Annotated in this window: 24 protein-coding genes; 14 read left to right on the top strand and 10 right to left on the bottom strand. The window is 63.9% G+C overall.

Annotated features, from left to right (window positions below; genetic code table 11):
* The first annotated feature begins 42 nt into the window (after positions 1-42).
* The gene (locus tag AC56QQ_RS08935) at positions 43-711 is read left to right on the top strand and encodes a DUF1007 family protein (protein ID WP_497126497.1); all 669 of its coding nucleotides are present in this window, start codon (positions 43-45) and stop codon (positions 709-711) included.
* Complete coding sequence (locus AC56QQ_RS08930; RefSeq protein ID WP_497126495.1) at positions 708-1,886, top strand: nickel/cobalt transporter; 1,179 nt, start codon at positions 708-710, stop codon at positions 1,884-1,886. Before AC56QQ_RS08935 ends, AC56QQ_RS08930 begins: the two co-directional genes overlap by 4 nt.
* A 149-nt stretch (positions 1,887-2,035) precedes the next feature.
* Here AC56QQ_RS08930 and denD read toward each other — a convergent pair whose 3' ends face one another.
* From denD to AC56QQ_RS08910, 4 genes are all read right to left on the bottom strand, one after another.
* On the bottom strand, positions 2,036-3,010 hold the full coding sequence (gene denD / locus AC56QQ_RS08925; protein ID WP_497126493.1) for a D-erythronate dehydrogenase: 975 nt from the start codon (positions 3,008-3,010) through the stop codon (positions 2,036-2,038).
* Positions 3,011-3,021: 11 nt separating this feature from the next.
* Positions 3,022-3,234: a hypothetical protein gene (locus AC56QQ_RS08920; protein ID WP_497126491.1), complete on the bottom strand. Its 213-nt coding sequence runs from the start codon at positions 3,232-3,234 to the stop codon at positions 3,022-3,024.
* Positions 3,235-3,326: 92 nt separating this feature from the next.
* Positions 3,327-4,310 carry a cation diffusion facilitator family transporter gene (locus tag AC56QQ_RS08915; RefSeq protein WP_489863091.1) on the bottom strand — a complete coding sequence of 328 codons (984 nt, stop codon included), beginning with the start codon at positions 4,308-4,310 and terminating at the stop codon, positions 3,327-3,329.
* A gap of 29 nt (positions 4,311-4,339) precedes the next feature.
* Positions 4,340-5,026: a GNAT family N-acetyltransferase gene (locus tag AC56QQ_RS08910; RefSeq protein ID WP_497126489.1), complete on the bottom strand. Its 687-nt coding sequence runs from the start codon at positions 5,024-5,026 to the stop codon at positions 4,340-4,342.
* Between the two features lie 83 nt (positions 5,027-5,109).
* On the opposite strand from AC56QQ_RS08910, the gene AC56QQ_RS08905 reads away from it, so the two are divergent.
* Together AC56QQ_RS08905 and AC56QQ_RS08900 are read left to right on the top strand one after the other, a co-directional pair.
* Entirely contained in the window at positions 5,110-6,294 is a 1,185-nt protein-coding gene (locus tag AC56QQ_RS08905) for a pyridoxal phosphate-dependent aminotransferase (protein ID WP_497126487.1), read from the top strand.
* Between the two features lie 148 nt (positions 6,295-6,442).
* Entirely contained in the window at positions 6,443-6,817 is a 375-nt protein-coding gene (locus AC56QQ_RS08900; protein WP_497126485.1) for a YciI family protein, read from the top strand.
* 33 nt (positions 6,818-6,850) lie between these two features.
* Here the strand turns inward: AC56QQ_RS08900 and AC56QQ_RS08895 are convergent, their stop codons facing one another.
* From AC56QQ_RS08895 to trhO, 3 genes are all read right to left on the bottom strand, one after another.
* Positions 6,851-7,606 carry an SDR family oxidoreductase gene (locus tag AC56QQ_RS08895; protein WP_497126483.1) on the bottom strand — a complete coding sequence of 252 codons (756 nt, stop codon included), beginning with the start codon at positions 7,604-7,606 and terminating at the stop codon, positions 6,851-6,853.
* Positions 7,607-7,900: 294 nt separating this feature from the next.
* Positions 7,901-8,641, bottom strand: a complete 741-nt coding sequence (locus AC56QQ_RS08890; protein WP_497126481.1) for a tellurite resistance TerB family protein — start codon at positions 8,639-8,641, stop codon at positions 7,901-7,903.
* Between the two features lie 122 nt (positions 8,642-8,763).
* The gene (gene trhO / locus AC56QQ_RS08885; RefSeq protein ID WP_497126479.1) at positions 8,764-9,690 is read right to left on the bottom strand and encodes an oxygen-dependent tRNA uridine(34) hydroxylase TrhO; all 927 of its coding nucleotides are present in this window, start codon (positions 9,688-9,690) and stop codon (positions 8,764-8,766) included.
* Between the two features lie 177 nt (positions 9,691-9,867).
* On the opposite strand from trhO, the gene AC56QQ_RS08880 reads away from it, so the two are divergent.
* Complete coding sequence (locus tag AC56QQ_RS08880; protein ID WP_489863097.1) at positions 9,868-10,506, top strand: 2-dehydro-3-deoxy-phosphogluconate aldolase; 639 nt, start codon at positions 9,868-9,870, stop codon at positions 10,504-10,506.
* A 72-nt stretch (positions 10,507-10,578) separates the two neighbouring features.
* Here the strand turns inward: AC56QQ_RS08880 and AC56QQ_RS08875 are convergent, their stop codons facing one another.
* The 3 genes from AC56QQ_RS08875 to AC56QQ_RS08865 form a co-directional block, all read right to left on the bottom strand.
* On the bottom strand, positions 10,579-10,773 hold the full coding sequence (locus tag AC56QQ_RS08875) for a hypothetical protein (RefSeq protein WP_489863098.1): 195 nt from the start codon (positions 10,771-10,773) through the stop codon (positions 10,579-10,581).
* Positions 10,774-10,949: 176 nt separating this feature from the next.
* Entirely contained in the window at positions 10,950-12,776 is a 1,827-nt protein-coding gene (locus AC56QQ_RS08870; RefSeq protein WP_497126477.1) for a peptidoglycan L,D-endopeptidase MepK, read from the bottom strand.
* Positions 12,777-13,224: 448 nt separating this feature from the next.
* Entirely contained in the window at positions 13,225-14,763 is a 1,539-nt protein-coding gene (locus AC56QQ_RS08865) for a sigma-54-dependent transcriptional regulator (protein ID WP_497126475.1), read from the bottom strand.
* A 156-nt stretch (positions 14,764-14,919) separates the two neighbouring features.
* On the opposite strand from AC56QQ_RS08865, the gene AC56QQ_RS08860 reads away from it, so the two are divergent.
* The 9 genes from AC56QQ_RS08860 (at position 14,920) to AC56QQ_RS08820 (ending at position 25,611) form a co-directional block, all read left to right on the top strand.
* Positions 14,920-16,758, top strand: a complete 1,839-nt coding sequence (locus tag AC56QQ_RS08860) for a M3 family oligoendopeptidase (RefSeq protein ID WP_497126473.1) — start codon at positions 14,920-14,922, stop codon at positions 16,756-16,758.
* Between the two features lie 377 nt (positions 16,759-17,135).
* Positions 17,136-17,930: a helix-hairpin-helix domain-containing protein gene (locus AC56QQ_RS08855; protein WP_497126471.1), complete on the top strand. Its 795-nt coding sequence runs from the start codon at positions 17,136-17,138 to the stop codon at positions 17,928-17,930.
* A gap of 233 nt (positions 17,931-18,163) precedes the next feature.
* Positions 18,164-19,309 carry an aminodeoxychorismate synthase component I gene (locus AC56QQ_RS08850; RefSeq protein WP_497126469.1) on the top strand — a complete coding sequence of 382 codons (1,146 nt, stop codon included), beginning with the start codon at positions 18,164-18,166 and terminating at the stop codon, positions 19,307-19,309.
* Entirely contained in the window at positions 19,258-19,920 is a 663-nt protein-coding gene (locus AC56QQ_RS08845; RefSeq protein WP_497126467.1) for an aminotransferase class IV family protein, read from the top strand. Before AC56QQ_RS08850 ends, AC56QQ_RS08845 begins: the two co-directional genes overlap by 52 nt.
* A 58-nt stretch (positions 19,921-19,978) precedes the next feature.
* Positions 19,979-20,266: a YciI family protein gene (locus AC56QQ_RS08840; protein WP_489863105.1), complete on the top strand. Its 288-nt coding sequence runs from the start codon at positions 19,979-19,981 to the stop codon at positions 20,264-20,266.
* Positions 20,263-21,201 carry a heme-dependent oxidative N-demethylase family protein gene (locus tag AC56QQ_RS08835; RefSeq protein ID WP_497126465.1) on the top strand — a complete coding sequence of 313 codons (939 nt, stop codon included), beginning with the start codon at positions 20,263-20,265 and terminating at the stop codon, positions 21,199-21,201. The genes AC56QQ_RS08840 and AC56QQ_RS08835 overlap by 4 nt, the downstream gene beginning before the upstream one ends.
* 130 nt (positions 21,202-21,331) lie before the next feature.
* Entirely contained in the window at positions 21,332-22,777 is a 1,446-nt protein-coding gene (locus tag AC56QQ_RS08830; RefSeq protein ID WP_497126463.1) for a homospermidine synthase, read from the top strand.
* A gap of 187 nt (positions 22,778-22,964) precedes the next feature.
* Positions 22,965-23,342, top strand: a complete 378-nt coding sequence (gene omp10 / locus AC56QQ_RS08825; RefSeq protein ID WP_489863108.1) for an outer membrane lipoprotein Omp10 — start codon at positions 22,965-22,967, stop codon at positions 23,340-23,342.
* A gap of 187 nt (positions 23,343-23,529) precedes the next feature.
* Positions 23,530-25,611, top strand: a complete 2,082-nt coding sequence (locus tag AC56QQ_RS08820; protein WP_497126461.1) for a 5'-nucleotidase C-terminal domain-containing protein — start codon at positions 23,530-23,532, stop codon at positions 25,609-25,611.
* Positions 25,612-25,747: the final 136 nt, after the last annotated feature.

Below are 25,747 nucleotides of genomic sequence, written 5' to 3'. Positions count from 1 at the left end.
ACTCTCGACATCTCTCCGAGGCCGATGGAATCGCGACCGAGAATGCATCTTAAACGGCACGCAATCATGCTGGCTTCGGCCTTGGCGGCGACCTTTGCCGCCGTCGAACCGGCTGAGGTGCATCCGCACGTCTTCGCCGAGGCCCGCCTCGACGTGATCCTCTCCCCGGATCACCAAAGTGTGAAGGCGCTCCGTCATCTCTGGCGCTTCGACGATCTGTTCTCCAGCACGGTGATGATGGAGTTCGACAAGAACTCCGACCTCAAGCTGGACGACAACGAACTGAAGGAGGTTGCCGACACCGTCCACGCCTCGCTGGCCGAGTTCAACTATTTCCAGCTCGTCACCGTCGACGGCAAGGACGTGGCGATGACACCGCCGCCGCATTTGATGGCCAATTTCGACAACGACCAGTTGATCATCCTGTTCGAGTCCGAACCGAAGGTGCCGATCAAGCTGGCCGGTAAGATCGACATTGGCGTCTACGATCCGACATTCTACACCGCGATCGACTTCACCGAGGATTCCAACATAACGGTTGAAGGCCTGCCATCGAACTGCACCAGCAAGGTCGTTCGGCCGGACCCGGATGAAGCCATCAAGGAAAACCAGAAGACCCTGACGGACGCCTTCTTCAACGATCCGACAGGCACCGACATGAGCAAGATCTTCGCCACCAAGCTTGAACTGAACTGTCAGCCAGAAGGATGAACCCGGTGACGAAACCGTCCCTGCGTTTGGCATTCGGCCTGTTGGCCATCACCTTCGCCATGATGCATTTCGCCAACGTCGCCCATGCCCAGAGCTCGCTCGGCATCGGCGTCAATGACGGCATGGCGCCCACCACCGGCCCGTTCGCCCACATCCTGATGTGGATCAATCTCAGGCAGCAGGAATTCTATCGCGCGCTGGCGACGGCGATGAAGGCGATGCGCCAGGACGACAGCAAACTTTGGCTGCTCATCGGCCTGTCCTTCGCCTACGGCATCTTCCATGCCGCCGGTCCCGGTCACGGCAAGGCGGTGATCTCGTCCTACATGGTGGCCAATGAAGTGGCGCTGCGGCGCGGCATCCTGTTGTCTTTCGTCTCTGCGCTGCTGCAGGGCCTGACCGCGGTCGCCGTGATGGCGGTCGCCTATTTCGTCCTGCGCGGCACAGCCGTCTCGATGACCGATGCGGCCTGGTTCATGGAGATCATGAGCTTCGTCTTCGTCACCCTGTTTGGTGCCTGGCTGCTGTGGCGCAAGCTCGGCCCCTCCGTCCTGCGGCTGTTCGGCAGGGGCCCCGCCTACAGCCTGTCGGCGGCCCATGCCGGTAATTCCCACGGCGGCCACTCGCATGCCGGTCACTCGCATGCTGGTCACGGCCATTCGGCGCATGCCCATTCGCACGCCCTGCACGTTCATGACGATCACGACCACGCGCACGGCCATTCGCACGACCATCACGACCACGGTCATGGCGCGCACGATCATGCTCATCACGATCACGCGGCGGGCGAGGTCTGCGACACTTGCGGCCATTCGCACGCGCCCGATCCGGCGCTGTTGTCGGGCGATCGCTTTGACTGGCGCACAGCCTGGACGGCGGTGGCCGCCGTCGGCATCCGCCCCTGCTCCGGCGCGCTGATCGTGCTCAGCTTCGCCCTGCTCAATGGGCTTTGGCTTGGCGGCCTACTCTCCGTGCTGGCGATGTCGCTCGGAACCGCAATCACCGTCTCGGCGCTTGCGACCCTTGCGGTGACCGCTAAGAACTGGGCGGTGTATTTCGCCGGCGATGGCCGCATGGGCAACCGCATCCACTCGATCGTCGAGATCGGCGGCGCCGCCTTCGTCTTCCTGTTCGGACTGTTGCTCCTGTCGGCGAGCCTGACCGGCAGCGTTTGACCCATAAGTAGAGCCCGAAGGTGTGTTGAGATTCAGGTCAGGCCGTGCCGAGAACGGTTGATACCGAGAACCGGAGCGGAGCGTACGTAAAGTACGTGAGCACCGGAAGCGGAGATATCAGCCGTTCGCAGGCCGGCATCACCTGAATATCAATACACTTTGCCGCCCAGCTCATCCTCGATATGCGCGCGGATGATCTCGTCGAAGTTCTTTTCAGCGCTGAAGCCCAGCTCCCTTGACCGCCGCGCCTCGAATCGTGTCGGCCAGCCCTTGACGATCGCCCAGATCGTCTCGTCCGGCTGTTCGCGGATCAGGCTTACCGCCTTGGCGCCGGCAACGCGCTCCAATGCATCGATCTGTTCGCCAACGGTGACGGCGACGCCGGGCATCGTCAGGTTGCGGCGCGGCCCGACGGCGGCGCCGTCGATCTGAGCCGCATGGATCAGGAAATTCACCGCCGAACGCGGGCTGGCGTGGGTGTGCACGACGGTGCGCGGCACCGGCAGGACCGCCTCCTGACCGTTCAGCGGCTCGCGGATGATACCGGAGAAGAACCCCGAAGCCGCCTTGTTTGGCTTGCCGGGCCGCACGCAGATGGTCGGCAGGCGGATGCCGATGCCGTCGAAGAAACCACGCCTGGAGTAGTCGGCCAGCAGCGCTTCGCTCATCTGCTTCTGCGTGCCGTAGGAGGTCAGCGGCGTCGGATGGAAGTCATCGGGGATGACGTCCGGGAACGGCGCGCCGAACACCGCGATCGACGAGGTGAAGACGACGCGCGGCGCAAAGCCGGCCAGGCGGATGGCGTCGAACAGCGCCCGTGTGCCGTCGAGATTGACGCGGTAGCCGAGATCGAAATTGGCTTCCGCCTCGCCGGACACGATGCCCGCGAGATGAAAGACGACATCGGGGCGCGATGCGACCAGGCTTTCGGCGGCACCGGCCACGGCGAGATCGCCCGTGTGAGCCGCGATGCTGACCCCGTCCATGATTGGCGCCTGCGGCGGCACGATATCGTGCAGGTCGAGCGCGGTGATCTTGCGGCCGCGCAGCATGCCGTCCTTGGCCAGCCGGGCGATGAGCTTGCGGCCGACCATTCCCGCGGCACCAGTGATCAGAATGCGCATGTCAAAGACCTCTACTTACCCTGGTTTTTGCGCTGCTTGCGGGCCCGCAACCAGAACACCGAGAAAAACGCCAGAACGAAGACAATGCCAAAGGCACCGGCCAGCACGGTCGAGAGGCTGCCCAGTGCCAACATCACGGTCGGCAGATAGAAGGCCGCGATGCCGAACAGAAGCATGATCCACACCGCCGCGATGGCTGCATTGCGCGTGTCGCGGTCCATCACGCTGCACCCGGGCAGCGGCGGTCATTCATCGGGCTGGCTTTCAAAGCTTTGGAACTCCTGAGGCAGCACCGATCGACATCAATCGATCGGCCCTAGTGATAATGGCCATGATGCGGCGCTGCATGGTGCCCGCGATCATGATCGTCGTCGTCGCCTTTGTCGGCGCACTGGCCGAACTCCGGTTCCACCGTGGCATGGCTGATGCCGTGCTCGCTGGCAAGCCGCTTCTTGACGGCGCTGACCGCCTGATAGGCATCGACGCCCTCGCCAAGGCAGGCATGCAGCGTCGCCATGTTGCTTGTTCCGTCGAGTGACCAGACATGCATGTGGTGCACCTCGCGCACGCCCGGGACCGTCGTTTCCAGGTCCCTGGCGATCAGATCCCGGTCGAGGGTCGGCGGCACGCCCTCGAGCAGCACATGCGCGGCTTCGCGCATCAGCGACCACGCCGTGTACAGGATCAGCAGCGAGACCAAGACCGACAGGATCGGGTCGATCGGCGTCCAGCCCGTGGCCAGGATGACCAGCGCGGCAACGATCGCGGCGGCCGAACCGAGCAGGTCGCCGAGGACATGCAGGATGGCGCCGCGCATGTTCAGGCTTTCGCGGTCGCCGCCATGCAGCACGAAGAAGCAACCGATATTCACCACGAGGCCGAGGATCGCCACCACCAGCATCGGCCCGCCAAGCACCGGCACCGGCACCTGCAGGCGCCCCCATGCCTCGTAGACGATCCACAGCGCGATGACGAAGATGGCGATGCCGTTGGTGTAGGCCACCAGTGTCTTGACCCGCCCGAAGCCATAGGTGAGACGGCCGGTCGCCGGGCGCCCCGCAAGATGAAACGCATACCAGGCAAGACCAAGCGCGATCGAATCGGCAAGCATGTGGCCGGCATCGGCCAGCAGCGCCAGCGACCCGGTGAAGAGGCCGCCAAGCGCTTCGGCGATCATGAAGCCACCGGTCAGGCCGGCGGCGATCAGGACGCGTTTCTTGTCGGTCGAGCCATGCACATGGCCGGCCCCATGATCGTGCCGAGTATGATCGTGCCCGCTATGATCGTGGCTATGCGCCAATGACGAACTCCCGTTACGCCGAATTCAGCTCACGCGCCGAACTCCGCGCGAAAATCCTCAAGCCGTCGCTTCTGTTGGCCGTCACCATCGAAGTTGGCCGGATCGAGCCACTCTTCATAGGCATTGCGCAGGGCCGGCCACTCCTTGTCGATGATCGAATACCACGCGGTATCGCGGTTTTCACCCTTGACGATGAGATGCTGCCGGAAAATGCCTTCGAACTTGAAGCCGAACCGTTCCGCTGCCCGCTTCGATGGCTCGTTGCGGTTGTTGCACTTCCATTCGTAGCGGCGATAACCGAGCTCGTCGAAGATGTATTTCATGAACAGGTACTGCGCTTCCGTCGCCGCCGGCTTGCGCGAGATCAGCGGACCCCAATAGATGTTGCCGATCTCGATGACGCCATAGGCCGGATCGATGCGCATCAGCGTCTGGCGTCCGGCGACCTTGCCGCTGGCCTTGTCGATGACGGCAAAGAACAGCGGATCCTCGCTGGCTTCCACTCTGTCCAGCCATGGCTGGAAGGCGGCGCGGGTTTCCGGCGGATAATCGGGCAGCCAGGCGAAGCGGCCGTCGACGTCGGATACAGAGGAGGCCTCATAGAGACCGTCGCCGTGTTTTGCGGCGCTCAGCGGTTCGAGCCGGACGTACCGGCCGTCGATGGTCTTGCGCGCGGGACGCGGGCGCGGCTGCCAATCTTTGAGATTTTCCGACACCGAAAGCTCCAATCCGTTTGACATTTGCCCGCCGAAGCTCACAAAAACGCACGCCAACAGTAAGAACCACACGGACGGGAAAAATGCTCCACACGATTTCGGCCTTCGACCGTCTCGGCGAGGAAAACGCCTTTGCCGTATTGGCGCGGGCGACGGCACTCGCGAGCCAAGGCCGCGACATCGTCAATCTCGGCATCGGCCAGCCGGACTTCAAGACGCCGCAGCATATCGTCGAGGCCGCCATCAAGGCGCTGCGCGACGGCTACCACGGCTATACGCCGGCCAACGGGCTGCTGGCGACACGCGAGGCGGTGGTGCGCCGCACGCTAACCACCACCGGCGTCGAGGTCTCGCCCGAAGCGGTGATGATCCTGCCCGGCGGCAAGCCGACCATGTTCGCCGCGATCCTGATGTTCGGCGAGCCGGGCGCCGAGATTCTCTATCCCGACCCCGGCTTTCCCATCTACCGCTCGATGATCGAGTTCACCGGTGCCGCCCCGATCCCGGTTCCGATGCGCGAGGAAAACGGCTTTGCCTTCTCCGCCGAGGAGACGCTGGCGCTGATCACGTCGAAGACCAGGCTCCTGATCCTCAACTCGCCGGCCAACCCGACCGGCGGCGTTACGCCACGCGCCGAGATCGAGAAGCTGGTCAAGGGGCTGGAGAAGCACCCCGACGTCGCCATCCTCTCCGACGAGATCTACGACGTCATGACCTATGACGGCGAGACGCATTGCTCTCTGCTTGGCTTTCCCGAGATCCGCGACCGGCTGATCGTTCTCAACGGCTGGTCGAAGACCTGGGCGATGACCGGCTGGCGCATGGGCTGGTCGATCTGGCCGAATGGCGACAAGGGCGCCCATCTCTACGACAAGGTGCGCAAGCTGGCGGTCAATTGCTGGTCCTGCGTCAACGCGCCGAGCCAGTTGGCCGGCATCGCCGCGATCGACGGCCCGCAGGACGATGTCGACAAGATGATGCGCGCCTTCGACCGCCGCCGCAAGGTCGTGGTCGAGGGGTTGAATGCCTTGCCCAACATCTCCTGCATCACCCCAAAAGGCGCGTTCTACGCCTTCCCCAATGTCTCGAAGACCGGCTGGAAGGCGAAGAAGCTCGCCTCTGCCCTGCTTGACGATGCCGGCGTAGCGCTGATCGGTGGTCCCGATTTCGGCATCCTCGGCGAAGGCTATGTCAGGCTCTCCTACGCCAACTCCGAGGAGAACATCCTGCGCGCGCTGGACCGGATCGGGGCGTTCCTCGCAAAGTAAGGCCCAGCCTCCGGCTCGCGAGCCTATAAGATTTCGGCCGGCTGCCATGGCGGTGTCATGAGCTGTCCGGAGTCGAGCAATCAAGACTGGGCGTGCATAACCAGAACGGTTACGGTCCTCGAATAAGGATCGAAGTGGGGTGCGCCGGATGTTCTATGCAATCCTTGCCTATCACGTGGAAGATGCGATCAAGGCGCTGACGCCGCAGGAAGATGCGGCCCTGATGGCCGACCTGCTGAAGATCAACACCCGGCTTCATGAGGCAGGCACGCTTGGACCGTCCGCGCGCCTGGGCGCGACCCAGGATGCCTGCACCCTGCGCGGTCCGGGCGACGGCATGATCATCGACGGCCCTTTCGCCGAGACTAAGGAACAGTTGCTCGGCCTCTATGTCGTCGACTGCGCCACGAGAGACGCCGCCATCGCGATCGCCCGCGACCTTCGCCGCGTCAATCCGACCGCCGTTTACGAGATCAGGCCCATTCTGCTCTTCAAGCCCGGAGCGCCGCTGGCGGGCAAATGAGCCGGCGGCGAAAGCCCAGCCGGTGCCCGCCGCTCACCCACGCCCGACGAACGGCATCTTGGTCGCCATCACCGTCATGAACAGCACATTGGCGTCCAGCGGCAGGCTGGCCATGTGGACGACGGCGTCGGCGACGCGCTGAACGTCCATCACCGCTTCGGCGGCGATGGAGCCGTTGGCCTGCGGTACGCCGACCGTCATCGGCTGCGCCATGTCGGTCAGGGCGTTGCCGATGTCGATCTGGCCGCAGGCGATATCATAGGGCCGGCCGTCGAGCGCCAGCGTCTTGGTCAGCCCGGTGATGGCATGCTTGGTCGCCGTATAGGGTACCGAGCACGGGCGCGGCGCGTAGGCCGACACCGAGCCATTGTTGATGATGCGGCCACCCATCGGCCGCTGCTTGCGCATGGCGCCGAAGGCGGCGCGGGCGCACAGGAACGAACCGGTGAGATTGACGCCGACGATATCGTTCCACACCTCGACCGGGATCTCGTCGATCAGCGTCGATTTGTAGCCCATGCCGGCATTGTTGAAGAGCAGGTCGACACGGCCGAAGGCCTCCGCCACCGTCTCGAACAGATCATCGACCTCGCCGGCCTTGCTGATGTCGCAGGCAACCGCCAAGGCCTTGGCGTCCGTCGGACCGGCCTCGACGATCGCGGCATCCAGCACGGATTTGCGGCGCCCACAGAACACCGTGTTCCAGCCGGCCTCGAGCAGCGCCGTGGCGACGCTCTTGCCGATGCCGGTGCCGGCGCCGGTGACGATGGCGGTTCTTTGCTCGGTCATGGAAGTCCTCCTGGTGCCCAAAAGTGCGCTGCGTTTTTGGGACAACGACACGCATAAAACAAGGTGCCGCGCTTCCTCTCCTGATTTTCAGGGTTTGGCGCGAAGGCTTTGCACATAACGGCGTGATGGCAAGCGAAACCACCAACAGGTCCCGACAAAAAGGGCGGTCATTGGCGACCGCCCTGATCTGAACCGGGCTTGGGAGGAGGAAAGCCGGTCCGACTGCATAGAATCATGCGCTTCCTGAGTTAACGAAAGGTTAACGCAGGGGAAGGCGACCTGTGCCGATTTGGACTACCAGCGCGGATTGGGTGAGGTCCCGGCCTTTGTTGCCGGCACCTTGGCTGCCGAGACCGTCGCCTCGACATGATCGACCAGCGCGTCCGGCAGGCCAAGCCGGCCGGCAAGCAGGTCGAGATAACCGCGCTCGGCGCGTGTGTCGGGATCGATGGTGAGGCGCGACGCGGTGTAGAGTTCGAGCTTCTGCGCATCGGTCTTGGCGCCGGCCACCAGCGTGTCGAGATCGAGCGGGCTCTCCAGCTCCGCCATCAGGAATTTTTCGGCATCGGTACCGATCCCCGAGAGGCTCAGCTTGCCGGCGATCTTCTGGCGTTCGTCATCGTCGATATGGCCGTCGGCCTTCGCGGCCGAGATCATCGCGCGGATCAGGGTCAGCGTGAATTCGTCCTCGCCTTGCGGCGCCTGCGACGGGTGGAAGGCGGTGTCCTCGGGAGGCGGCAGCAATTCCGGTTCGCCAGCTGACGGCGCTTCCGCGGGTGCGTTGCCGGCCTTGTAATTCTGGTACGCCTTATAGGCGAGGCCACCGATCGCGGCCAGTCCACCAAGCTTCACCGCGGCGCCCGTCACCTCGCGACCGGCACCCGTCCCGAGCAGCACGGCAGCGAGTGCGCCGGCGGCCAGCGGATTGTCCTTGGCCATCTGCACGGCTTGCCCCGCCTTGTCGCGGACGGTGCCGCTGGTGCCGGGAATTTGCGAGCCGAGCAGATCGTCGAGAAGCTTCTTGGGATCGAACATCAATGCCTCCAGGATTGCCCGGCCGAACGGGCAGGTTTCGGACGTCGAAGAGGTAGGGCCCGAATCTCTGCATTACAATGACAAACCGTCGCTTTGCCGCAACCGACGAAACCAGCACGGGCCTAAGATCCGATATGCGGACCCCTGCCCCGTGCCTGCGCCAGTTCGACCTGACGCTGACGCTCGGCATAGCGCTGGCGATCCTCGTCCGAACGGGCATCGAAGCAATGCGGGCACGAGACGCCGGCGGCAAATTCAGGCGACAACCGGTCGCTCGGCGTCAGTGGATGGCGACAGGCGCGACACAGCTCCGCCTCGCCCTCGGCGAGGCCGTGTGACACCGAAACCCGTTCGTCGAAAACGAAGCACTCGCCTTGCCACAGGCTCTGTTCGGGCGGAACATCCTCGAGGTATTTGAGGATGCCGCCCTTGAGGTGGAACACGTCCTCGAAGCCGAGCGACTTGACGTAAGCGGTCGCTTTCTCGCAGCGTATGCCTCCGGTGCAGAACATTGCGACCTTGCGGCCTTCGAGCTCTGCCCGGTGCGCTTCGACCCAGGCCGGAAACTCGCGAAAGCTTGCCGTTGCCGGATCGACCGCCCCTTTGAAGGTTCCGATCGACACTTCGTAGGCGTTGCGGGTGTCGATGACGATCGTGTCGGGCTCGGAGATCAGCGCGTTCCAGTCGGCCGGCGCGACATAAGTGCCAGCGCTTGTCGTCGGGTCGATATCCCCGACACCCATGGTGACGATCTCGCGCTTCAGCCGCACCTTCATGCGGTGGAACGGCATTTCCGCAGCTACGCTGTACTTGACCTCGAGGCCGGCCAGTTCTTCGAGGGCTTCGAGATGCGCGATCAGGGCGGCGATGTCGGCGTCGCTGCCGGCAACGGTGCCGTTGATGCCCTCACGCGCCAGTAGCAAGGTTCCCTTGATGCCGCGCCCGCAGCAGAAGGCCGCGAGCGGCGCGCGCAATTCCTCGAAGGCGTCGAGCCGCGCAAACCGGTAGAGTGCGGCGACGCGGAAAGGTTGAGGCGTGGACGAAGTCATTGCCGAAGCCACTAAACGCTCATGCAAGCCGATTCAAGGCAGAGCCGTAGATCCTTCCCATATGGAGAGAAGAGCTGACTGATCCCGACTGCGTGACATCGCGACACGGCTGGTTTCGTGGACAGGAAAACGACCTTCTGCTAATCGGTTGAATTGTCCAGATCAAGGAGAGACGAAGTGCCCAGCAAGACCGAAAAGCTCCTGTCGCTCCTCAACGGCCAACCAGTCATTCCGGTGCTGAAGATCACCAACGTCGCTGACGCCGTACCGCTGGCGCGCGCTCTGGCACGCGGCGGCCTGCCGGCAATCGAGATCACGCTCAGAACCGCCGATGCGCTGGAAGCGATCCGTCGGGTGGCAGCCGAGGTCAAGGAAGCCATTGTCGGCGCCGGCACCATTCTCGATGCCCGCCAGTTCGATGAGGCCGCCGCCGCCGGCTCGCGCTTCATCGTCAGCCCCGGCATCACTCGCGAGCTTCTGGCCGCGGCTGCCGACAGCGAGGTTCCGCTGTTGCCCGGCGCCATCACGCCCGGCGAGATCATGGCCGCGCGCGAGGCGGGCTTGCGCTTTCTCAAGTTCTTCCCGGCCGAGCAGTCGGGCGGCATCGCCTCGCTGAAGGCCTTCGCTTCGCCGCTCGCCGATGTGAAATTTTGCCCGACCGGCGGCATCACCGGCAAGAACGCGGCCGATTATCTCAGCCTGCCCAATGTCGTCTGTGTCGGCGGCTCCTGGGTGGCGCCCGACGACTTGGTCAAGGCGGGCAAGTGGGACGAGATCGAAGCTTTGGCGCGCGCGGCGTGCAAGCTCGCGAACTAAGGCCTTTCCATACGACATGAAAGCCCGGCCGACTTGCGTCGACCGGGCTTTGCTGGATCGCCTTCAGGCCGCTTAATTGCAGACCCTGACCTTCTCGACCACCTTGTGGTGATGCCGCCAATGCGTGACCACCTTGGTCCGGCAGTGCTTCTTCATCCCGTGCATGTGGTCGTTGGTCTTGACGATCATGGTGGCGGCCTGCGTAGGAGCGATGGCCGCCGAAGCGGTTGCCAACGCAATGACCGATGCCATTAGAATGCTCTTCATGGGTATCTCCGGGTTTGAATGAACTTGGGAGAAACCGTTGAATTGGCGAGCAGTTCCACGGTCACTGCAATGTCAGACTGGCGTGATCGGACTTACAGGGGGCGGTGCGACCCGCGCCCGGCCGCGCAAAAAGCCGCGCAGGTTGCCCGGCGCGGCTTTGTTGATTGCTTGGTCCGTTACTTGGTCTGGAAGCGGGCGACCGACAGGAACTTGACGGCATTGCCTGTGAAGCGGTTGGCATCGGCCATCTGGTTACCCGGCTGGAAGCCGGCCGTGTAAACCTCGCTCGGCGGCGTATGCACGATATTGTAGGCATAGCCCGGCGCCGTCGTCGCGCTCGAAACGGTGGCGACAGTGTCGCCACTGGTCAGCGCCCAGCGAGCGGCCTGCGGCGCGGCGGCAACCACCATGGCCTTGGGGCCGGGTTTCAGGTCGCGGGCGGTGGCCCTCGATTCCTTGCGCGTCGTCTTCACGCCGGTGCCGATCGCGGCGACCGGGTCGGAGCCGGCCGGGCGGGCAGCGACAGCCTCGCGCGGCGATGCGGCATCGGCGCCCGATGGATCGTTGAAGGCCGAACGCGACACGGGCAAGGAAGCGACCTGGTAATCGTCAGCCGCTTCGCCGACCTGGGCGTTGGCCTCGTCGAGCACGGCCTTTACCGCATCCGGCTTGGTCGTCTCGGGCCGTGCCGACGGCAGCACCGAGAACGCGGCGGTCGCGGTCTTGTCTTGCTCAGCCGTATTGGCCAGCGCCATCAGCACATCCTTGCTGGGCGGCGGGGCCAAGTCTGCCGGCAGCGTGCGCTCGGGACGCCATGTCGGCAACGGTATGTTGTTGACGGCAAGCTGTGCCGGATCGGCGGTAGCCGATGCATTAGCCGTGCCGAAAGGAACATTGGTCGGCGCCTGCGCGGTCGCCACGGCCTGTTCGGTGGTCGCCGTCGCATCCGCCGTGCCGAACGGCACGGTCTCAGGCGGCTGAGCGCCAATGTCGGCCTTCGGCCGCGGCGCGAAATCGGGCAGCGGAATCTCGCGGGCAGGCAACGCCGCGATGATCGTCTCCGGCGTATCCTTTTCCGGCTCCTGAGCCTGCTCTTCGGCGACCTGTGGAATTTCGGCGCGCTGCGCGTTCTCGGGCGCCACGATGGCGATGCCCGGCAGGTTGCTGGTCTTGGCTGCCGCGGCCGGCTTCAGGTTTCTAGCCTTGGGCGGAGGCGCAGCCGAAGCGGTTTGGACATCCGCGCTGTCGTCAGCCTCGTCGTCGCCGCCGCCAAAGAAAGCTGATAGGAACCCACCCGACTTCTTGCCGCTGCCACCGGCGCTGGCCATCTCGATGGCCGGAGCGCCAGAACCCCTGCGCGCCTTGTAGGAGGCAAGCGCCTGCTCGTAGCCGGGCAGAGGCCTGCCGTCGCTCGGCACATGCAGCGTCTTGCCATTGGGGAACAGGCTGACCAGTTCCTGGCGGCTGATGCCGGGCCAGTGGCGTACGTTGCCGACATCCATATGGACGAACGGCGAACCGGATGTCGGGTAGTAGCCAACGCCGCCGCCCTGCATCCTGAGACCGATGTTGCGCAGCTTCTTCAGCGGCACGCCGGGAATGTAGAAGTCCATCGCCTTGCCGAGCATATGCTGGCTCTTTTCGGCGACACCCTTGCTGCGGCTGCGCAGCATCGAGTTCGTCGACGGCGAACGATAGCCGCAGACGACCTGGATGTAGTCCGAGGAACCGCTTTCCCGATAGGCTTCCCAGACCAGGTCCAGCAGGCGCGGATCCATCTTGGTCGGCTCGTTGCGACGCCAGTCGCGCAGAATGATGTTGATCTTCCTCAGGCCCTCCGGATCGTAGCGGCCATTGCGCTTGTAGACGATCTCGGCCTTCTCATGCGTGTGGAGGTGGTAAAGCTTCAGCGAACGTGTGTCGGCGCTGGCGCCCGTCGCAGCCGCGGCAACAAAACCAAATGCGACAATCAACGCTGCCAGCCACTTCGGCCAGACGCTCACGTGATGGTGCCGCCCGTCTGTGTGTCGTTCGATTCTGTTCAAATCAAAGGCCTTGCAGGCTGCCGTTTGTCCCCGGATTTGCCCAAACGGATGTGTCGTTATCACATCCGAATATCGATCCTAATGGTTAATCATCGCTTATTGAAGCCGAAATGCGGTAACACCATGGCGATATCCCGTCAAAAATTGTTCACAGAGTTTCTTGGTAAACCGCTGGTTTAGATCATATTTCCGCCCTCGCACGAAACACGATCTGTTACCGTTAGCCTTAATGCGTGAACAGGCCTGTCCATAGGCCTGCCGCATTTCCGCCAAACCCCGATACCGGGCCTGTTCTGGCATTACAAGCTGGTCCCGGCCTTGCGTGAGAGGCACGGTCCGGGTTTTCGGACACGGTCACCCACAAACAAACCGACGGGAATCCAGATTCGATCTGAATGGAATCTGGCTAGGAAGCAAGCCGTTCGACGCGGCCGGTTTCCGGGTCGATGCCATATTCCTTGAGCTTACGGTAAAGCGTCGAGCGGCCGATGCCGAGGCGGCGGGCGACTTCGCTCATCTGGCCGTTGTAGTGATCGATGGCGAGCTTGATCATCTCGAGTTCGACGTCGGCCAGCGCACGCACATTGCCGCGCTCGTCGAGCGCCCGCAACGTGCCGAAGCGAGGCTGAAGCCTGGCCGGCGGATCGAGCTCCGTCATCGAGGTGGCCTCGCCCGGCAAAGCTTGCTCGTCGCGCTGGATGTCCAGGGGCAAGGACGGTGACGGCCTGACGCCGCCGGTATCGAGGTTGACGGTGCCTTCCACCTGCGCACGGATCTGCGGGAAGTCCTCGGTGGTCAGCACATCGCCTTCGCAAAGCACCGAGGCCCGGAAGACGGCATTTTCGAGTTGCCGGATGTTTCCGGGCCAGTCATAGGCCTGCAGCACGGCCAGCGCCGCCGCCGAGATGCCTTGCAGGCGATGACGCGGGTCGGCCGGCGCCACCTTCTGCATGAAATGCGCGACCAGATAGGGAATGTCGTCGCGACGGTCGCGCAGCGGCGGCACGAAGATCGGGTAGACGTTCAGCCGGTAGAACAGATCCTCGCGGAACTTGCCGTCCTTGACCTGTTGCAGCAGGTTGCGGTGCGTCGCCGAAATCAGCCTGATGTCGACCCTGACGGTCGATCGGCCGCCGACCGGATCGACCTCGCCGTCCTGCACGGCGCGCAGGAGCTTGACCTGCACGTCGAGCGGCAGGTCGCCGATCTCGTCGAGGAACAGCGTACCCGAATGCGCTTCGACGAACTTGCCGGTGTGCTTGTCGGTGGCGCCAGTGAACGAGCCCTTCTCGTGACCGAACAGGATCGATTCGACCAGATTGTCGGGAATGGCGCCGCAATTGACGGTGACGAAGGGTTTCGAGCGGCGGTCGCCGCTGCCCTGGATGGCGCGCGCCACCAGTTCCTTGCCGACGCCCGACTCGCCCTCGATCAGGATCGGTATGTTGGATGCCGCCGCCTTCTGGCCGAGGCGGATCACCCTGTCCATGGCCGGGCCGTGCGTGATCATGTCCTTGAAGGTCAGAAGGCCGCCGCGACGGCGCGACGTGCGCTTGACCTCGCCCTCGACGGCCTCGACCTTGAGCGCATTGCCGATCGACGCCTGCAGCCTGTCGGGAGACGCGGGCTTGACGACGAAATCGAAGGCGCCGTGGCGCATCGCCGAAACCACGGTCTCGATGCCGCCCTGGGCGGTCTGCACGATCGTCGGGACATTTATGTCGCGCTCGCGCATCGCCTTCAGCACGCCGATGCCGTCGAGACCGGGCATGACCAGATCGAGGATGACCACCGAGACGTCGCGGGCACTGGGCCCATCGAGGACATCGAGCGCGGCCGTGCCGCCGTCGACGACGATCGCCGCATGGCCGAACCGCGTCACCGCGGCCTCGAGCAGCCGGCGCTGCACGGGATCGTCATCGACTATGAGTATGGAACCTGTCATGACTGGTACGACTACGCCCGCCCGAGGAATTCTGCCCTGTGGACCATCTTGGCACAGGGTTCTAAATAAGGTTTCAAAAAACCCGGTGAATGAATTCCTTAGGATTTGACCGGCTTCACGTTTCTCCTTGAACCTTGGTCACGGAAGGTGTTGGCAATGCGCATGGTTTCTGGTCGTCAGCTTGCGGCGCCAACGTCCAGTCAGGGCGCGGCCGAGCTTGGCGACCTGCCAGAGTGGAACCTTGCCGATCTCTATGCCGGCATGGAGGCGCCGGAACTGAAGCGCGACATCGCCAAGGCCGCCACCGACGCGATCAGCTTCGAGAGCCGCTGGAAGGGTACGCTGGCCGCGGAGGCCGGGCGCGGCAGCGCCGGCAGGCTGGGCGAGGCGCTTGTCGCCTACGAGGCGCTGGAGGAACTGATCGGCCGCATCGTTTCCTATGCGGGACTGGTCTATGCCGGAAACACCGCCGATCCGCAGCGCGCCAAGCTCTATGGCGACGTCCAGGAGAAGATGACCGACGCCAGCGCGCACCTTCTGTTCTTCACGCTCGAACTCAACCTGATCGACGACGCGGCGATCGAAGGCGCGCTGGCCGCCGATCCCGCGTTCGGCCATTACCGGCCATGGGTGCTCGATCTGCGCAAGGACAAGCCCTACCAGCTCGAGGACCGCGTCGAGCAGCTCTTCCACGAGAAATCGATCACCGGGCGCGGAGCCTGGAACCGCCTGTTCGACGAGACGATGACCGACCTCCGTTTCGACATCGATGGCGAGGAGCTGACGCTGGAACCGGCGCTCAACCGCCTGCAGGATGCCGACGGCGAGGTGCGCCGGCGGGCCTCCGAGGCGCTGGCCGCGACCTTCCGCAAGAGCCTGCGCACTTTCACGCTGATCACCAACACGCTGGCCAAGGACAAGGAAATATCGGACCGCTGGCGCGGCTTCGAGGACATCGCCGATTCACGTCATCTCGCCAACCGTGTCGAGCGCGGCGTGGTCGATGCGCTCGCCACGGCGGTGCGCGAGGCCTATCCGCGCCTGTCGCACCGCTACTACGCGATGAAGGCACGCTGGCTGGGCATGGAGGTGATGAACCACTGGGACCGCAACGCGCCGTTGCCGGATACGCCGCAGGCGGTGATCGGCTGGGACGAGGCCAGGAACACCGTACTTTCCGCCTATCAACGCTTTTCGCCCGACATGGCCGAGATCGCGCGAACCTTCTTCGACCGCAACTGGATCGACGCGCCGGTGCGGCCGGGCAAGTCGCCCGGCGCCTTCGCGCATCCGACCGTGCCGTCGGCGCATCCCTATGTCCTGCTCAACTACATGGGCAAGCCGCGCGACGTGATGACGCTGGCGCACGAGCTTGGCCATGGCGTGCATCAGGTGCTGGCCGGCGGCCAGGGCGCGCTGATGGCCTCGACGCCGCTGACGCTGGCCGAAACGGCGTCGGTATTCGGCGAGATGCTGACCTTCCGCTCGCTGCTCGACCAGACCTCCGACAGGCGCGAGCGCAAGGCCATGCTCGCCCAGAAGGTCGAGGACATGATCAACACGGTCGTGCGCCAGATCGCCTTCTACGAATTCGAGCGCAAGGTGCATGCCGAGCGCAAGAATGGCGAGCTGACCTCCGACAGGCTCGGCCAGTTCTGGCTGGAAGTGCAGGCTGAAAGTCTCGGGCCGGCGATCAAGCTGCGCGAAGGCTACGAGGTGTTCTGGACCTACATCCCGCACTTCATCCATTCGCCCTTCTACGTCTATGCCTATGCTTTCGGCGACTGCCTGGTGAACTCCCTCTACGCGGTCTACCAGAACGCCGAGCGCGGCTTCCAGGACAAGTATTTCGAGATGCTGCGCGCCGGCGGCACCAAGCATCATTCCGAGCTTCTGGCGCCCTTCGGCCTCGACGCCACCGATCCCGCCTTCTGGCAAATCGGGTTGGGCGTGATCAGCGGCCTGATCGACGAACTCGAACTGCTCGACGCATGAAACGCGTCCCGTAGATCTCATCTGTTCGCAAAGCAGTTTAGCCGGAATGCATATTGGGAACGGCTCTATTCTTGGCCTAAATATCTGTTCTTGAAGTACTCTCCACGGAAGTTTTCCGATAGCTTTCCACAAGCTCTATGGTAGCTTCGCTCCAAGCTCAGCCGGAGCCCATGCGGATCGGCGAGGAGAAGTCTCAGCCGGACGTGGCGCTCAGGCGAACGCGACAACGGCCGTTGGCCATGGGCAAGCAAAGCCATCGCCGACAGCTCGATCGAAGCCGGCTGTTCTGCGAACCCGCGGAACCACCATCGAGTAGTCCTTCGCCGAAAGTCATGGCCTCATGCCACGGCGGGCGGACCTGACTGGAGAAAGAGACAATGGGCACTTTTTTCTACATGCTCCTGGCGTTCCTTGTGGGTTTGTTGGTTGGCTGGTTCATCTGGGGACGTCTGCGCGGTGAGCTCGACAGCATGCGCGGCGACCTCGACCGCACACGCAGCGAACGCGACAGGTTGCGCGCCGACAGCGACCGCCTGACCGGCGAACTGGATGCATGCGGCAAGACCCGCGCCGACCTCGAGCGCCGGCTGCGCGAAGCGCAGGCAATGCCCGCCGCCGGGACCAGCGCGGCAAAGCCGGCCAGCCAGGCGCCCGCGGCTTTGATGTCGACATCCGCTGCAGCCAAATCCGCTCCGGCAAAGCCTGCATCTGCCAAGCCGGCCGCCGCGAAGGTCGCCCCTGCAAAATCGGCGGCGCCAAAGCCAGCCGCGGCGAAACCCGCGGCCAAGGCAACGGCGCCAGCCAAATCCGTGGCGAGCAAGCCCGCCGCCACGGCCTCGGCAGCCAAGAGTTCGGCCGCGCCAAAGGCGGCGGCCGCCAAGAAAGCGGCGCCGGCGACAGCCAAGCCAGCATCCGGAAAGCCCGATAATCTACGCCGGTTGATCGGCATTGGCCCGGCCAACGAGAAGCTGCTCAAGGCCCAGGGTGTCACCAGCTTCGCCCAGATCGCAGCCTGGACGGCCGCCGACATCAAGCGGATTGAGGAGGTCATGAACTTCGACGGCCGCATCGCGCGCGAACGCTGGATCGAGCAGGCCAAGCTGCTCGCCGCCGGCAACGAGAAGGAATTCGCCAAGCAGTTTCCGACGGCGGGAACCGCCAGCAACACCTGAGCGATTGGCAAGCTCCGACGATTGCAGCCGGCGGCGCAACCATGGCGCCGCCGGTTTGTTTTTGGCCGCAAGGCCGGCACAGGCGTCTCCCCGAAGGTCGGCCCCCAAAGGTCGGCGCAGAGGTCGGCCCAAAGGTCGGCTTTGAGGGAGAGGCTGCCGTTCCCTCGATTGCGCGTGAGCGGCCCCCCATATAGAGCGGTCAACGGCTTCATTGACCGCAGCATCCGAGTCCCATGTCCCTGCCCGCCGCAATTTTCCGCAACGACGAAAGCGCGCGCGAGCTCGTTTTCGACCGGCCGGCCGAAATCATCGTGGCGCATGAGGCAAAGGATTTCGGGCCGGCGCTGGCGGCGGCACAGGCCGCTCATGATGCCGGCCAATGGCTGGCCGGCTATTTTTCCTACGAGGCGGGTTACCTGCTCGAACCAAAGCTCGTTCCCCTGCTGCCGGACGGACGCCGCGCCCCTCTTGTCTGTCTGGGAGTCTTCGATGCGCCGGTCGAACGGGCGGTGCCGCCCCGCGATGCTGTGGCGACCAACGGCCCGATCTTCGATGCCCGCGCAACCTGGTCGTTCGAGGATTACGAAAAGCGCTTCGCGCGGCTGCACCGGCACATCAGGCAAGGCGATTGCTACCAGGGCAATCTGACCTTTCCGGTGCATGCGCAATGGTCGGGCGATCCGCTGGCCGCCTTCGACGCGCTGACCGAACGCCAGCCGGTGAAGTATGGCGCGCTGGTCGCGCTCGGCGAGCCCATCGTACTGTCGCGTTCGCCGGAGCTGTTCTTCGAGATCGACGCCAAAGGAATGATCGAGACGCATCCGATGAAAGGTACGGCGCCGCGCGGCGCGACCAAGGCGCAGGACGAACGGCAGAAGATCTTCCTGCGCAACGACGAGAAGAACCAAGCCGAAAACCGGATGATCGTCGATCTCCTGCGCAACGATATCTCGCTGATCAGCGAGGTCGGCACGCTGGAGGTGCCGGCGCTGTTCCGCATCGAGACCTATCCGACCGTCCACCAGATGGTGAGCGACGTCAGGGCAAGACTGCTGCCAGGCCTCACCATCCGCCAGATCTTCGCGGCGCTGTTTCCCTGCGGCTCGATCACCGGTGCGCCAAAGATCCGCGCTATGGAGATCCTGCACGACCTGGAGGGAACGCCGCGCGAGGTCTATTGCGGCGCCATCGGCTGGATCGCACCCGGCGGCACGATGCGCTTTTCCGTGGCGATCCGCACCATCTCGCTCTTTTCCAGCGGCGAGGCCGTCTACAATGTCGGTGGCGGCATCGTCTTCGATTCGACGGCGCAGGAGGAGTATCAGGAGTGTCTCTTGAAAGCGCGCTTCGCGACGGGAACGCCGCCAATTTCGACCTGATCGAGACCATGCGGTGGGAACCCGGCTCGGGCTTCCTGCGGTTCGAGCGCCATCTGGCGCGTCTCTACGGGTCGGCGTCGGAACTGGGCTTCCGCCACGATCCGGACAAGGTCGGCGAGGCCCTGAGCAGCGCGGTAAACCGGTCCGGCATCGCATTGCGCACGCGCCTCGTCCTGTCGCGCGACGGCGAGGTAAACGCCTCCGCGCAGCCCTATGAACCGCTCGCCGCCGACAAGGTCTGGGTGCTGCGGCTGGCGCGGACAAGGCTCGATTCGCACGACATGCTGCTGCGCCACAAGACCAGCCGGCGGCAGGTCTACAGCCATGCCCGCGCCGAATATCTCATCACCCAGGCCGACGAGGTGCTGCTGGCCAATGAGCGCGGCGAAATCTGCGAAGGCACCATCACCAACGTCTTCGCCGATCTTGGCGACGGCATGCTGGCGACGCCCCGGCTCGACTGCGGCCTGCTGCCTGGTGTATTGCGCGCCGAGCTTCTGGATGATGGCCGCGCACGCGAAGCGATATACAGCCTGGCTGATCTGCAATCCGCCAAGGCGCTGTTCGTTGGCAACTCGCTGCGCGGACTGATCCCTGCGAGACTTGCCTGAGAGCCAACTTGCCCAAGGGCCAACTTGTCCGAGAGCCAAACGTGTCCGAGAGAATGCCATGTTCATCGTTTCTCTGAACTACAAGGTGCCGCTGGCCGAGATCGACCGCTTGCAGGCGGCCCATGTCGAATGGCTGAAGGCCTGCTATGCGGAAGGTATCTTCGTCGCCTCAGGGCCGAAGACACCGCGGACCGGCGGCATCATCATCGCGCGCGGCTCACGCGACCTGCTTGACGCCAGGTTGGCCGCCGACCCTTTCGCCAAGGCAGGCGCGGCCGATTACGATGTCACCGAATTCATGGCGAGGATGACCGCGGCCGGGCTCGACACTTTCAGGGAAGCATGAGCTTGGCCGAAATCCTGCCCACCCATACGCCCTATGACGGCTCGTCGAAACTCTTCACCATCGGGCTGAAGCCGCTCGATCCGGCGGACTGGATCGAGGTCGACGACCATCTGCTGCCGTATCTGGCCGAGAAGCGCCGGCTCTATGCCGAGATCCCCGAGCGGGTTTTCGTCGAGGAGGACGACACGCGAGACGCCCAGCAGGAAGTGCTCGACCTGCTCGGCACGCATTTGCTGGAGAAGTTTCCCGACACCTATCGGAGCACCGGTTCGGGCGTCGAGGCAGTGGGCGCGGCGAACCGTTTCACTGCCCCTTCCGGTCTCGATGGCGCCCCGCTTGTCACGGCCTCGCTGCTCATCCAGGAAGATCTGATCCTGATGCGCCGCGACGACAATGGCTGGCGGCTTGTCGCCGGCTCGCTGTGCTTTCCCTCGTCGTGGTCGCTGGTCGAGAAATTCGGCCGGCCGCTACAGGATATCCATGCGCCGGTGCCGGGTTTCGGTCCGGGCACGAGGCCCGCCGAGCTGATCAACCGCATGTTCGACGGCCTCCAGGGCCAGGCCGTCGAGCGCTACAACTGGTCGATCCAGTCGGGCGACGCACTCTATCATCCGCTCTCCGACCTGCAGCGCATCGACCGCGCCACCAACCGCCCGTCGCGGTTTCCGGATGGCGATATCGACGCGCACGCCTTCATCCGCGTCGAGCGGCAGACGCTGAGGAAGCTGCCGGCATCGCGCGACATCCTGTTCACCATCCGCATCCACCTCGATCCCCTGGCGGTGCTGGCGCGGCATCCGGATCGGGGGAAGCTCGCGATGTCTTTCGCCGCCCAGCTCGAAGCCCTCGATCTCGCCCAGCTTGACTACAAGGGCCTGACATCGGACCGCGACCGGCTGGTCGTCGTCCTTAACCACATGGCCAATGACGCGTAGCCGCTGGTTGGCGCTTTTCGCTGGTTTGTGACAATGATCTGTGATGTAGCGCATGGCCGCCGGGCAAAAATGCCCGGTTTTTGCGCGTGTTTTCCCCGGTTTCCTGGGTTTTGAAGGAGTGTTCGATAAAATGGCGACTGAAAACTGGCCCGTTTACGGCGAGATCACCGGCCCTGTCGTGATGATCGGCTTCGGTTCGATCGGCCGGGGAACGCTGCCGCTGATCGAGCGCCATTTCAAGTTCGACAAGTCGCGGATGACGGTCATCGACCCGCGCGACACCGACCGCAAGCTGCTCGACGAGCGCGGCATCGCCTTCGTTCAGGAAGCCGTGACCGAGAAGAACTACAAGAAGCTGCTGACGCCGCTCCTGACCAATGGTGGCGGCCAGGGCTTCTGTATCAACCTGTCGGTCGATACAGGCTCGGTGGATCTGATGCGGCTCTGCCGCAAGCTCGGTGTGCTCTACATCGACACCGTCGTCGAGCCATGGCTTGGTTTCTATTTCGATGCCAATGCCGACAATGCCAGCCGTACCAACTATGCGCTGCGCGAGGCGCTGATCAAGGAAAAGCACGACAAGCCCGGCGGTGCGACGGCGGTCTCCACCTGCGGCGCCAATCCCGGCATGGTCTCGTGGTTCGTCAAGCAGGCGCTGGTCAACCTCGCCACCGATCTTGGCCTCGAGTTTTCGGAACCCGCGCAGGAAGACCGCGAGGGCTGGGCCAAGCTGATGAAGAAGGCCGGCGTCAAGGGCATCCACATCGCCGAGCGCGACACCCAGCGCGCCAAGAAGCCGAAGCCGATGAATGTGTTCTGGAACACATGGTCGGTCGAGGGCTTCATCTCCGAAGGCCTGCAGCCCGCCGAGCTCGGCTGGGGCACGCATGAGAAGTGGATGCCGAAGAACGCCAAGAAGCACAAGCATGGCTCCAAGGCGGCGATCTATCTGGAGCAGCCCGGCGCCAACACGCGCGTGCGCTCATGGTGCCCGACGCCAGGTCCACAGTACGGCTTCCTGGTGACCCACAACGAGGCGATCTCGATCGCCGATTTCTTCACCGTTCGCGGCAAGAAGGGCAAGGTGCATTACCGCCCGACCTGCCACTATGCCTACCATCCCTGCAATGACGCGGTGCTGTCGCTGCACGAGATGTTCGGCGCCGCCGGCAAGGCCCAGCCGGTACACCACGTGCTCGACGAGAATGAACTGGTCGACGGCGTCGACGAACTCGGCGTGCTGCTCTACGGCCACGACAAGAACGCCTACTGGTACGGCTCGCATCTCTCGCTCGCCGAGGCGCGCAAGCTGGCCCCCTATCAGAACGCCACCGGCCTGCAGGTCACCTCGGCGGTTCTCGCCGGCATGGTCTGGGCATTGGAAAACCCGCAGGCCGGCATCGTCGAGGCCGACGAGATGGACTACAAGCGCTGCCTGGAAGTGCAGTCCCAGTATCTCGGGCCGGTCGAGGGCCACTACACCGACTGGACGCCGCTCGATAACCGCCCCGGCCTGTTCCCGGAAGACCTCGACCGGAACGACCCGTGGCAATTCCGCAACATCCTGGTTCGATAGCGCCCTGCGGAGCATATCTCCCTGCCTTGCAATCGCCCGGAAATCGGGCGATTGAAGGGATGCGGACGAGAGCGACCTGCGTCCATCTGGACGCACAAGGTACGCTCTCGAAACTTGGATGCACGCATTGTGCCTTCCGAAAATCGATCCCGATTTTCGGGCCGATGCGAGAGGAGAGGATTTTCATATGATCATTGCGCGCAAAGTTCTTTCGATGAGCATCGCTGGCGCCCTTGCGACGATGCTTGCCGCTTGCGCCACCAGCGGCCCTGACCAGCCGCCGATGGCGGCCTCGCCGAAAGGCGTCGAAGGCTCCTGGATCGATGCCAAGGGCACCGGCCTTTCGACCTTCACCGGCGGTACCTTTACGACAGTCGCCACCGACACAGGCCAGAAGCTTGCCGACGGCAGCTACACGATGACCGGTGCCACTTCCGTGCAGATCAACGGCACCTCGCTGATCCGCCAGACGCCGGTCAGCTTCAACTGCCTGATGGTTTCGACAAGCCAGCTCAACTGCACCAGCGCCTCGGGCCAGAATTTCGTGCTGACACGGCGCACCTGAACCAGCGCAGCCATTCCTGCACAGGACGGCGGCCGATGGCCGCCGTCCTTTTTTATGCCGGCAAAGCGCACCCGATTTCCGCTTGCGTCATCCGGAACGCGATGGGAACATGGCCAAAACGCCGACTGTCATGTTCCAGTCTAGCAAGAGCGTTAAACGCCTCTGATCAGCTTTCCGGGAGACGAAGATGAAGAAGCTTGCCGCCATTGCCGCCCTTTCTGCCTCCACGCTCGGCCTGTCGGCTGGCGCATCCTTTGCCGACTTCACGCTGAACATCCTGCACATCAACGACTGGCACAGCCGCATCGAAGGCAACAACAAATACGAGTCGACCTGTTCGGCCGAGGAGGAGACCAAGGGCGAATGCATCGGCGGCGCGGGCCGGCTGATCACCGCGATCGCCCAGGAACGCAAGAAGCTCGACGGCCAGAACGTGCTGCTGCTCAGCGCCGGCGACAATTTCCAGGGCTCGCTGTTCTACACGACCTACAAGGGCAAGGTCGAAGGCGAATTCCTCAACCAGATGAAGTTCGACGCCATGGCGCTCGGCAATCATGAATTCGACGATGGCGAGACCGCCCTGGCGCCGTTCCTCGACATGATCAAGTTTCCGGTGCTCGGCGCCAATGTGAAGGCCAACGCGCAGTCCAAGCTCGGCGACCGCGTCAAGCCGTCGCTCGTCGTCGAGGTCGGTGGCCAGAAGATCGGCATCATCGGCGCCGTCACCAACGACACGCCGGAACTCGCCTCGCCCGGCCCCAACATCACCATTGAGGATGACGTCAAGTCGATCACCGCCGAGGTCGAAAAACTGAAGGCACAGGGCGTCAACAAGATCATCGCCGTCACTCATATCGGCTACAGGCGCGAGCGCGACGTCATCGCCAAGATCCCGGGCATCGACGTCGTCGTCGGCGGCCACAGCCATTCGTTGCTGTCGAACACCGACCCGAAGGCGGAAGGCCCCTACCCGACGATGGTCGACAACCCGGACGGCTACAAGGTGCCGGTGGTGCAGGCGGCCTCCTATTCGAAATATCTCGGCGAGTTCAAGGTGGTGTTCGACGACAATGGCGTCGTCAAATCGGCCAGCGGCGACCCGATCTATCTCGACAAGTCGATCACGCCCGATCCCGCCGTGCTCGCCCGCATCAAGGAGCTTGGCGCGCCGATCGAGGCGCTGAAGAACAAGGAAGTGGCCGAGACCACCGACGTCATCGACGGCAGCCGCGAGAGCTGCCGCACCCATGAATGCGCGATGGGCAACCTCGTCTCCGACGCCATCCTCGACCGCGTCAAGGGACAGGGCGTCGAGATCGTCATCTCCAATGGCGGCGGCCTGCGCGCCTCGATCGACAAGGGCACCGTGACCATGGGCGAGGTGCTGACCGTGCTGCCGTTCCAGAACACGCTGGCAACCTTCCAGATTTCCGGCAAGGACCTGGTGGCGGGGCTCGAAAGCGGTCTCAGCCAGATCGAGGACGGCGCAGGCCGCTTCCCGCAGGTCGCCGGCCTGAAATATTCCTTCGACAAATCGGTCGCGCCCAACGCCGGCCGCGTCAAGTCGGTGGAAGTCATGGAGGGCGGCGCCTGGACGCCGCTCAATCCGGACAAGGACTATCTCGTCGCCACCAACAATTATGTCCGCCAGGGCGGCGACGGCTACAAGGTCTTCGCCGAGAAGGCCAAGAACGCCTACGACTACGGTCCAGGCCTCGAACAGGTGGTCGCCGACTATCTCGGAGCGCACCGGCCCTACACGCCGAAGCTCGACGGCCGCATCACCGAGATCGCCGCGACCGTTGCGGCAGCACCCGCAGCCGAACCCGCAAAGCCGGCCGAGCCCGCCAAACCCGCGGAGGCGGCTCCAGCAGCTCCGGCTCCGGCTGCAGAACCGGCAAAGCCAGCTGAAGCCGCCAAGCCCGCCGATGCGGCGCCGGCAATGCCTGAATTGCCAGCCAATTCGGGCGACATCGCCAACACGCCACCGGCCATATCGACAGAGACAGCGCCTGCTGCACCGGCTGAGCCCGCAAAACCGGCCGAAGCAGCCCCGGCCCCCGCGCCAACACCCGCCGAGCCGGCTAAGCCGGCCGAGGCAGCTCCTGCCGAAAGCAGCCATGTCATCGTCGCCGGCGATACCTATTGGGATCTGGCCAAGAAGGCCTATGGCGACGCGACGAAGTGGAAACAGATTTATGAGGCCAACAAGGGCCTAAGACCCCACCAGCTTAAGCTTGGCGCGACGCTGACCATCCCGGCCAAGTAACGTCGCTTCGCCCCTTTCAACGGAAAACCCGCCCGGGAGTTCGGGCGGGTTTTCTGTTTTGAGCCCAGGGTGCGGCCAGACGCGGTATTGAAAGCGCGCGCGAGATGATTAGGTTCGCGTCTCCTGGAGAACCCCT

This window comes from Mesorhizobium sp. RCAM 05099, assembly GCF_059683685.1.
Note: the sequence above shows the minus strand (reverse complement) of the source record. Positions and strands in the feature narration are given on the sequence as shown.

Excerpts from the sequence above, each read along its gene's own strand:
- AC56QQ_RS08895 (WP_497126483.1), bottom strand. The coding sequence starts at position 7,606 with ATGACCGAGCAAAGAACCGCCATCGTCACCGGCGCCGGCACCGGCATC.
- AC56QQ_RS08840 (WP_489863105.1), top strand. The coding sequence starts at position 19,979 with ATGTTCATCGTTTCTCTGAACTACAAGGTGCCGCTGGCCGAGATCGAC.
- AC56QQ_RS08830 (WP_497126463.1), top strand. The coding sequence starts at position 21,332 with ATGGCGACTGAAAACTGGCCCGTTTACGGCGAGATCACCGGCCCTGTC.
- AC56QQ_RS08835 (WP_497126465.1), top strand. The coding sequence starts at position 20,263 with ATGAGCTTGGCCGAAATCCTGCCCACCCATACGCCCTATGACGGCTCG.
- AC56QQ_RS08850 (WP_497126469.1), top strand. The coding sequence starts at position 18,164 with ATGTCCCTGCCCGCCGCAATTTTCCGCAACGACGAAAGCGCGCGCGAG.
- AC56QQ_RS08820 (WP_497126461.1), top strand. The coding sequence starts at position 23,530 with ATGAAGAAGCTTGCCGCCATTGCCGCCCTTTCTGCCTCCACGCTCGGC.
- AC56QQ_RS08890 (WP_497126481.1), bottom strand. The coding sequence starts at position 8,641 with ATGTTCGATCCCAAGAAGCTTCTCGACGATCTGCTCGGCTCGCAAATT.
- AC56QQ_RS08875 (WP_489863098.1), bottom strand. The coding sequence starts at position 10,773 with ATGAAGAGCATTCTAATGGCATCGGTCATTGCGTTGGCAACCGCTTCG.
- AC56QQ_RS08935 (WP_497126497.1), top strand. The coding sequence starts at position 43 with ATGCATCTTAAACGGCACGCAATCATGCTGGCTTCGGCCTTGGCGGCG.
- AC56QQ_RS08900 (WP_497126485.1), top strand. The coding sequence starts at position 6,443 with ATGTTCTATGCAATCCTTGCCTATCACGTGGAAGATGCGATCAAGGCG.
- denD (WP_497126493.1), bottom strand. The coding sequence starts at position 3,010 with ATGCGCATTCTGATCACTGGTGCCGCGGGAATGGTCGGCCGCAAGCTC.
- AC56QQ_RS08865 (WP_497126475.1), bottom strand. The coding sequence starts at position 14,763 with ATGACAGGTTCCATACTCATAGTCGATGACGATCCCGTGCAGCGCCGG.
- AC56QQ_RS08860 (WP_497126473.1), top strand. The coding sequence starts at position 14,920 with ATGCGCATGGTTTCTGGTCGTCAGCTTGCGGCGCCAACGTCCAGTCAG.
- AC56QQ_RS08930 (WP_497126495.1), top strand. The coding sequence starts at position 708 with ATGAACCCGGTGACGAAACCGTCCCTGCGTTTGGCATTCGGCCTGTTG.
- trhO (WP_497126479.1), bottom strand. The coding sequence starts at position 9,690 with ATGACTTCGTCCACGCCTCAACCTTTCCGCGTCGCCGCACTCTACCGG.
- AC56QQ_RS08855 (WP_497126471.1), top strand. The coding sequence starts at position 17,136 with ATGGGCACTTTTTTCTACATGCTCCTGGCGTTCCTTGTGGGTTTGTTG.
- AC56QQ_RS08905 (WP_497126487.1), top strand. The coding sequence starts at position 5,110 with ATGCTCCACACGATTTCGGCCTTCGACCGTCTCGGCGAGGAAAACGCC.
- omp10 (WP_489863108.1), top strand. The coding sequence starts at position 22,965 with ATGATCATTGCGCGCAAAGTTCTTTCGATGAGCATCGCTGGCGCCCTT.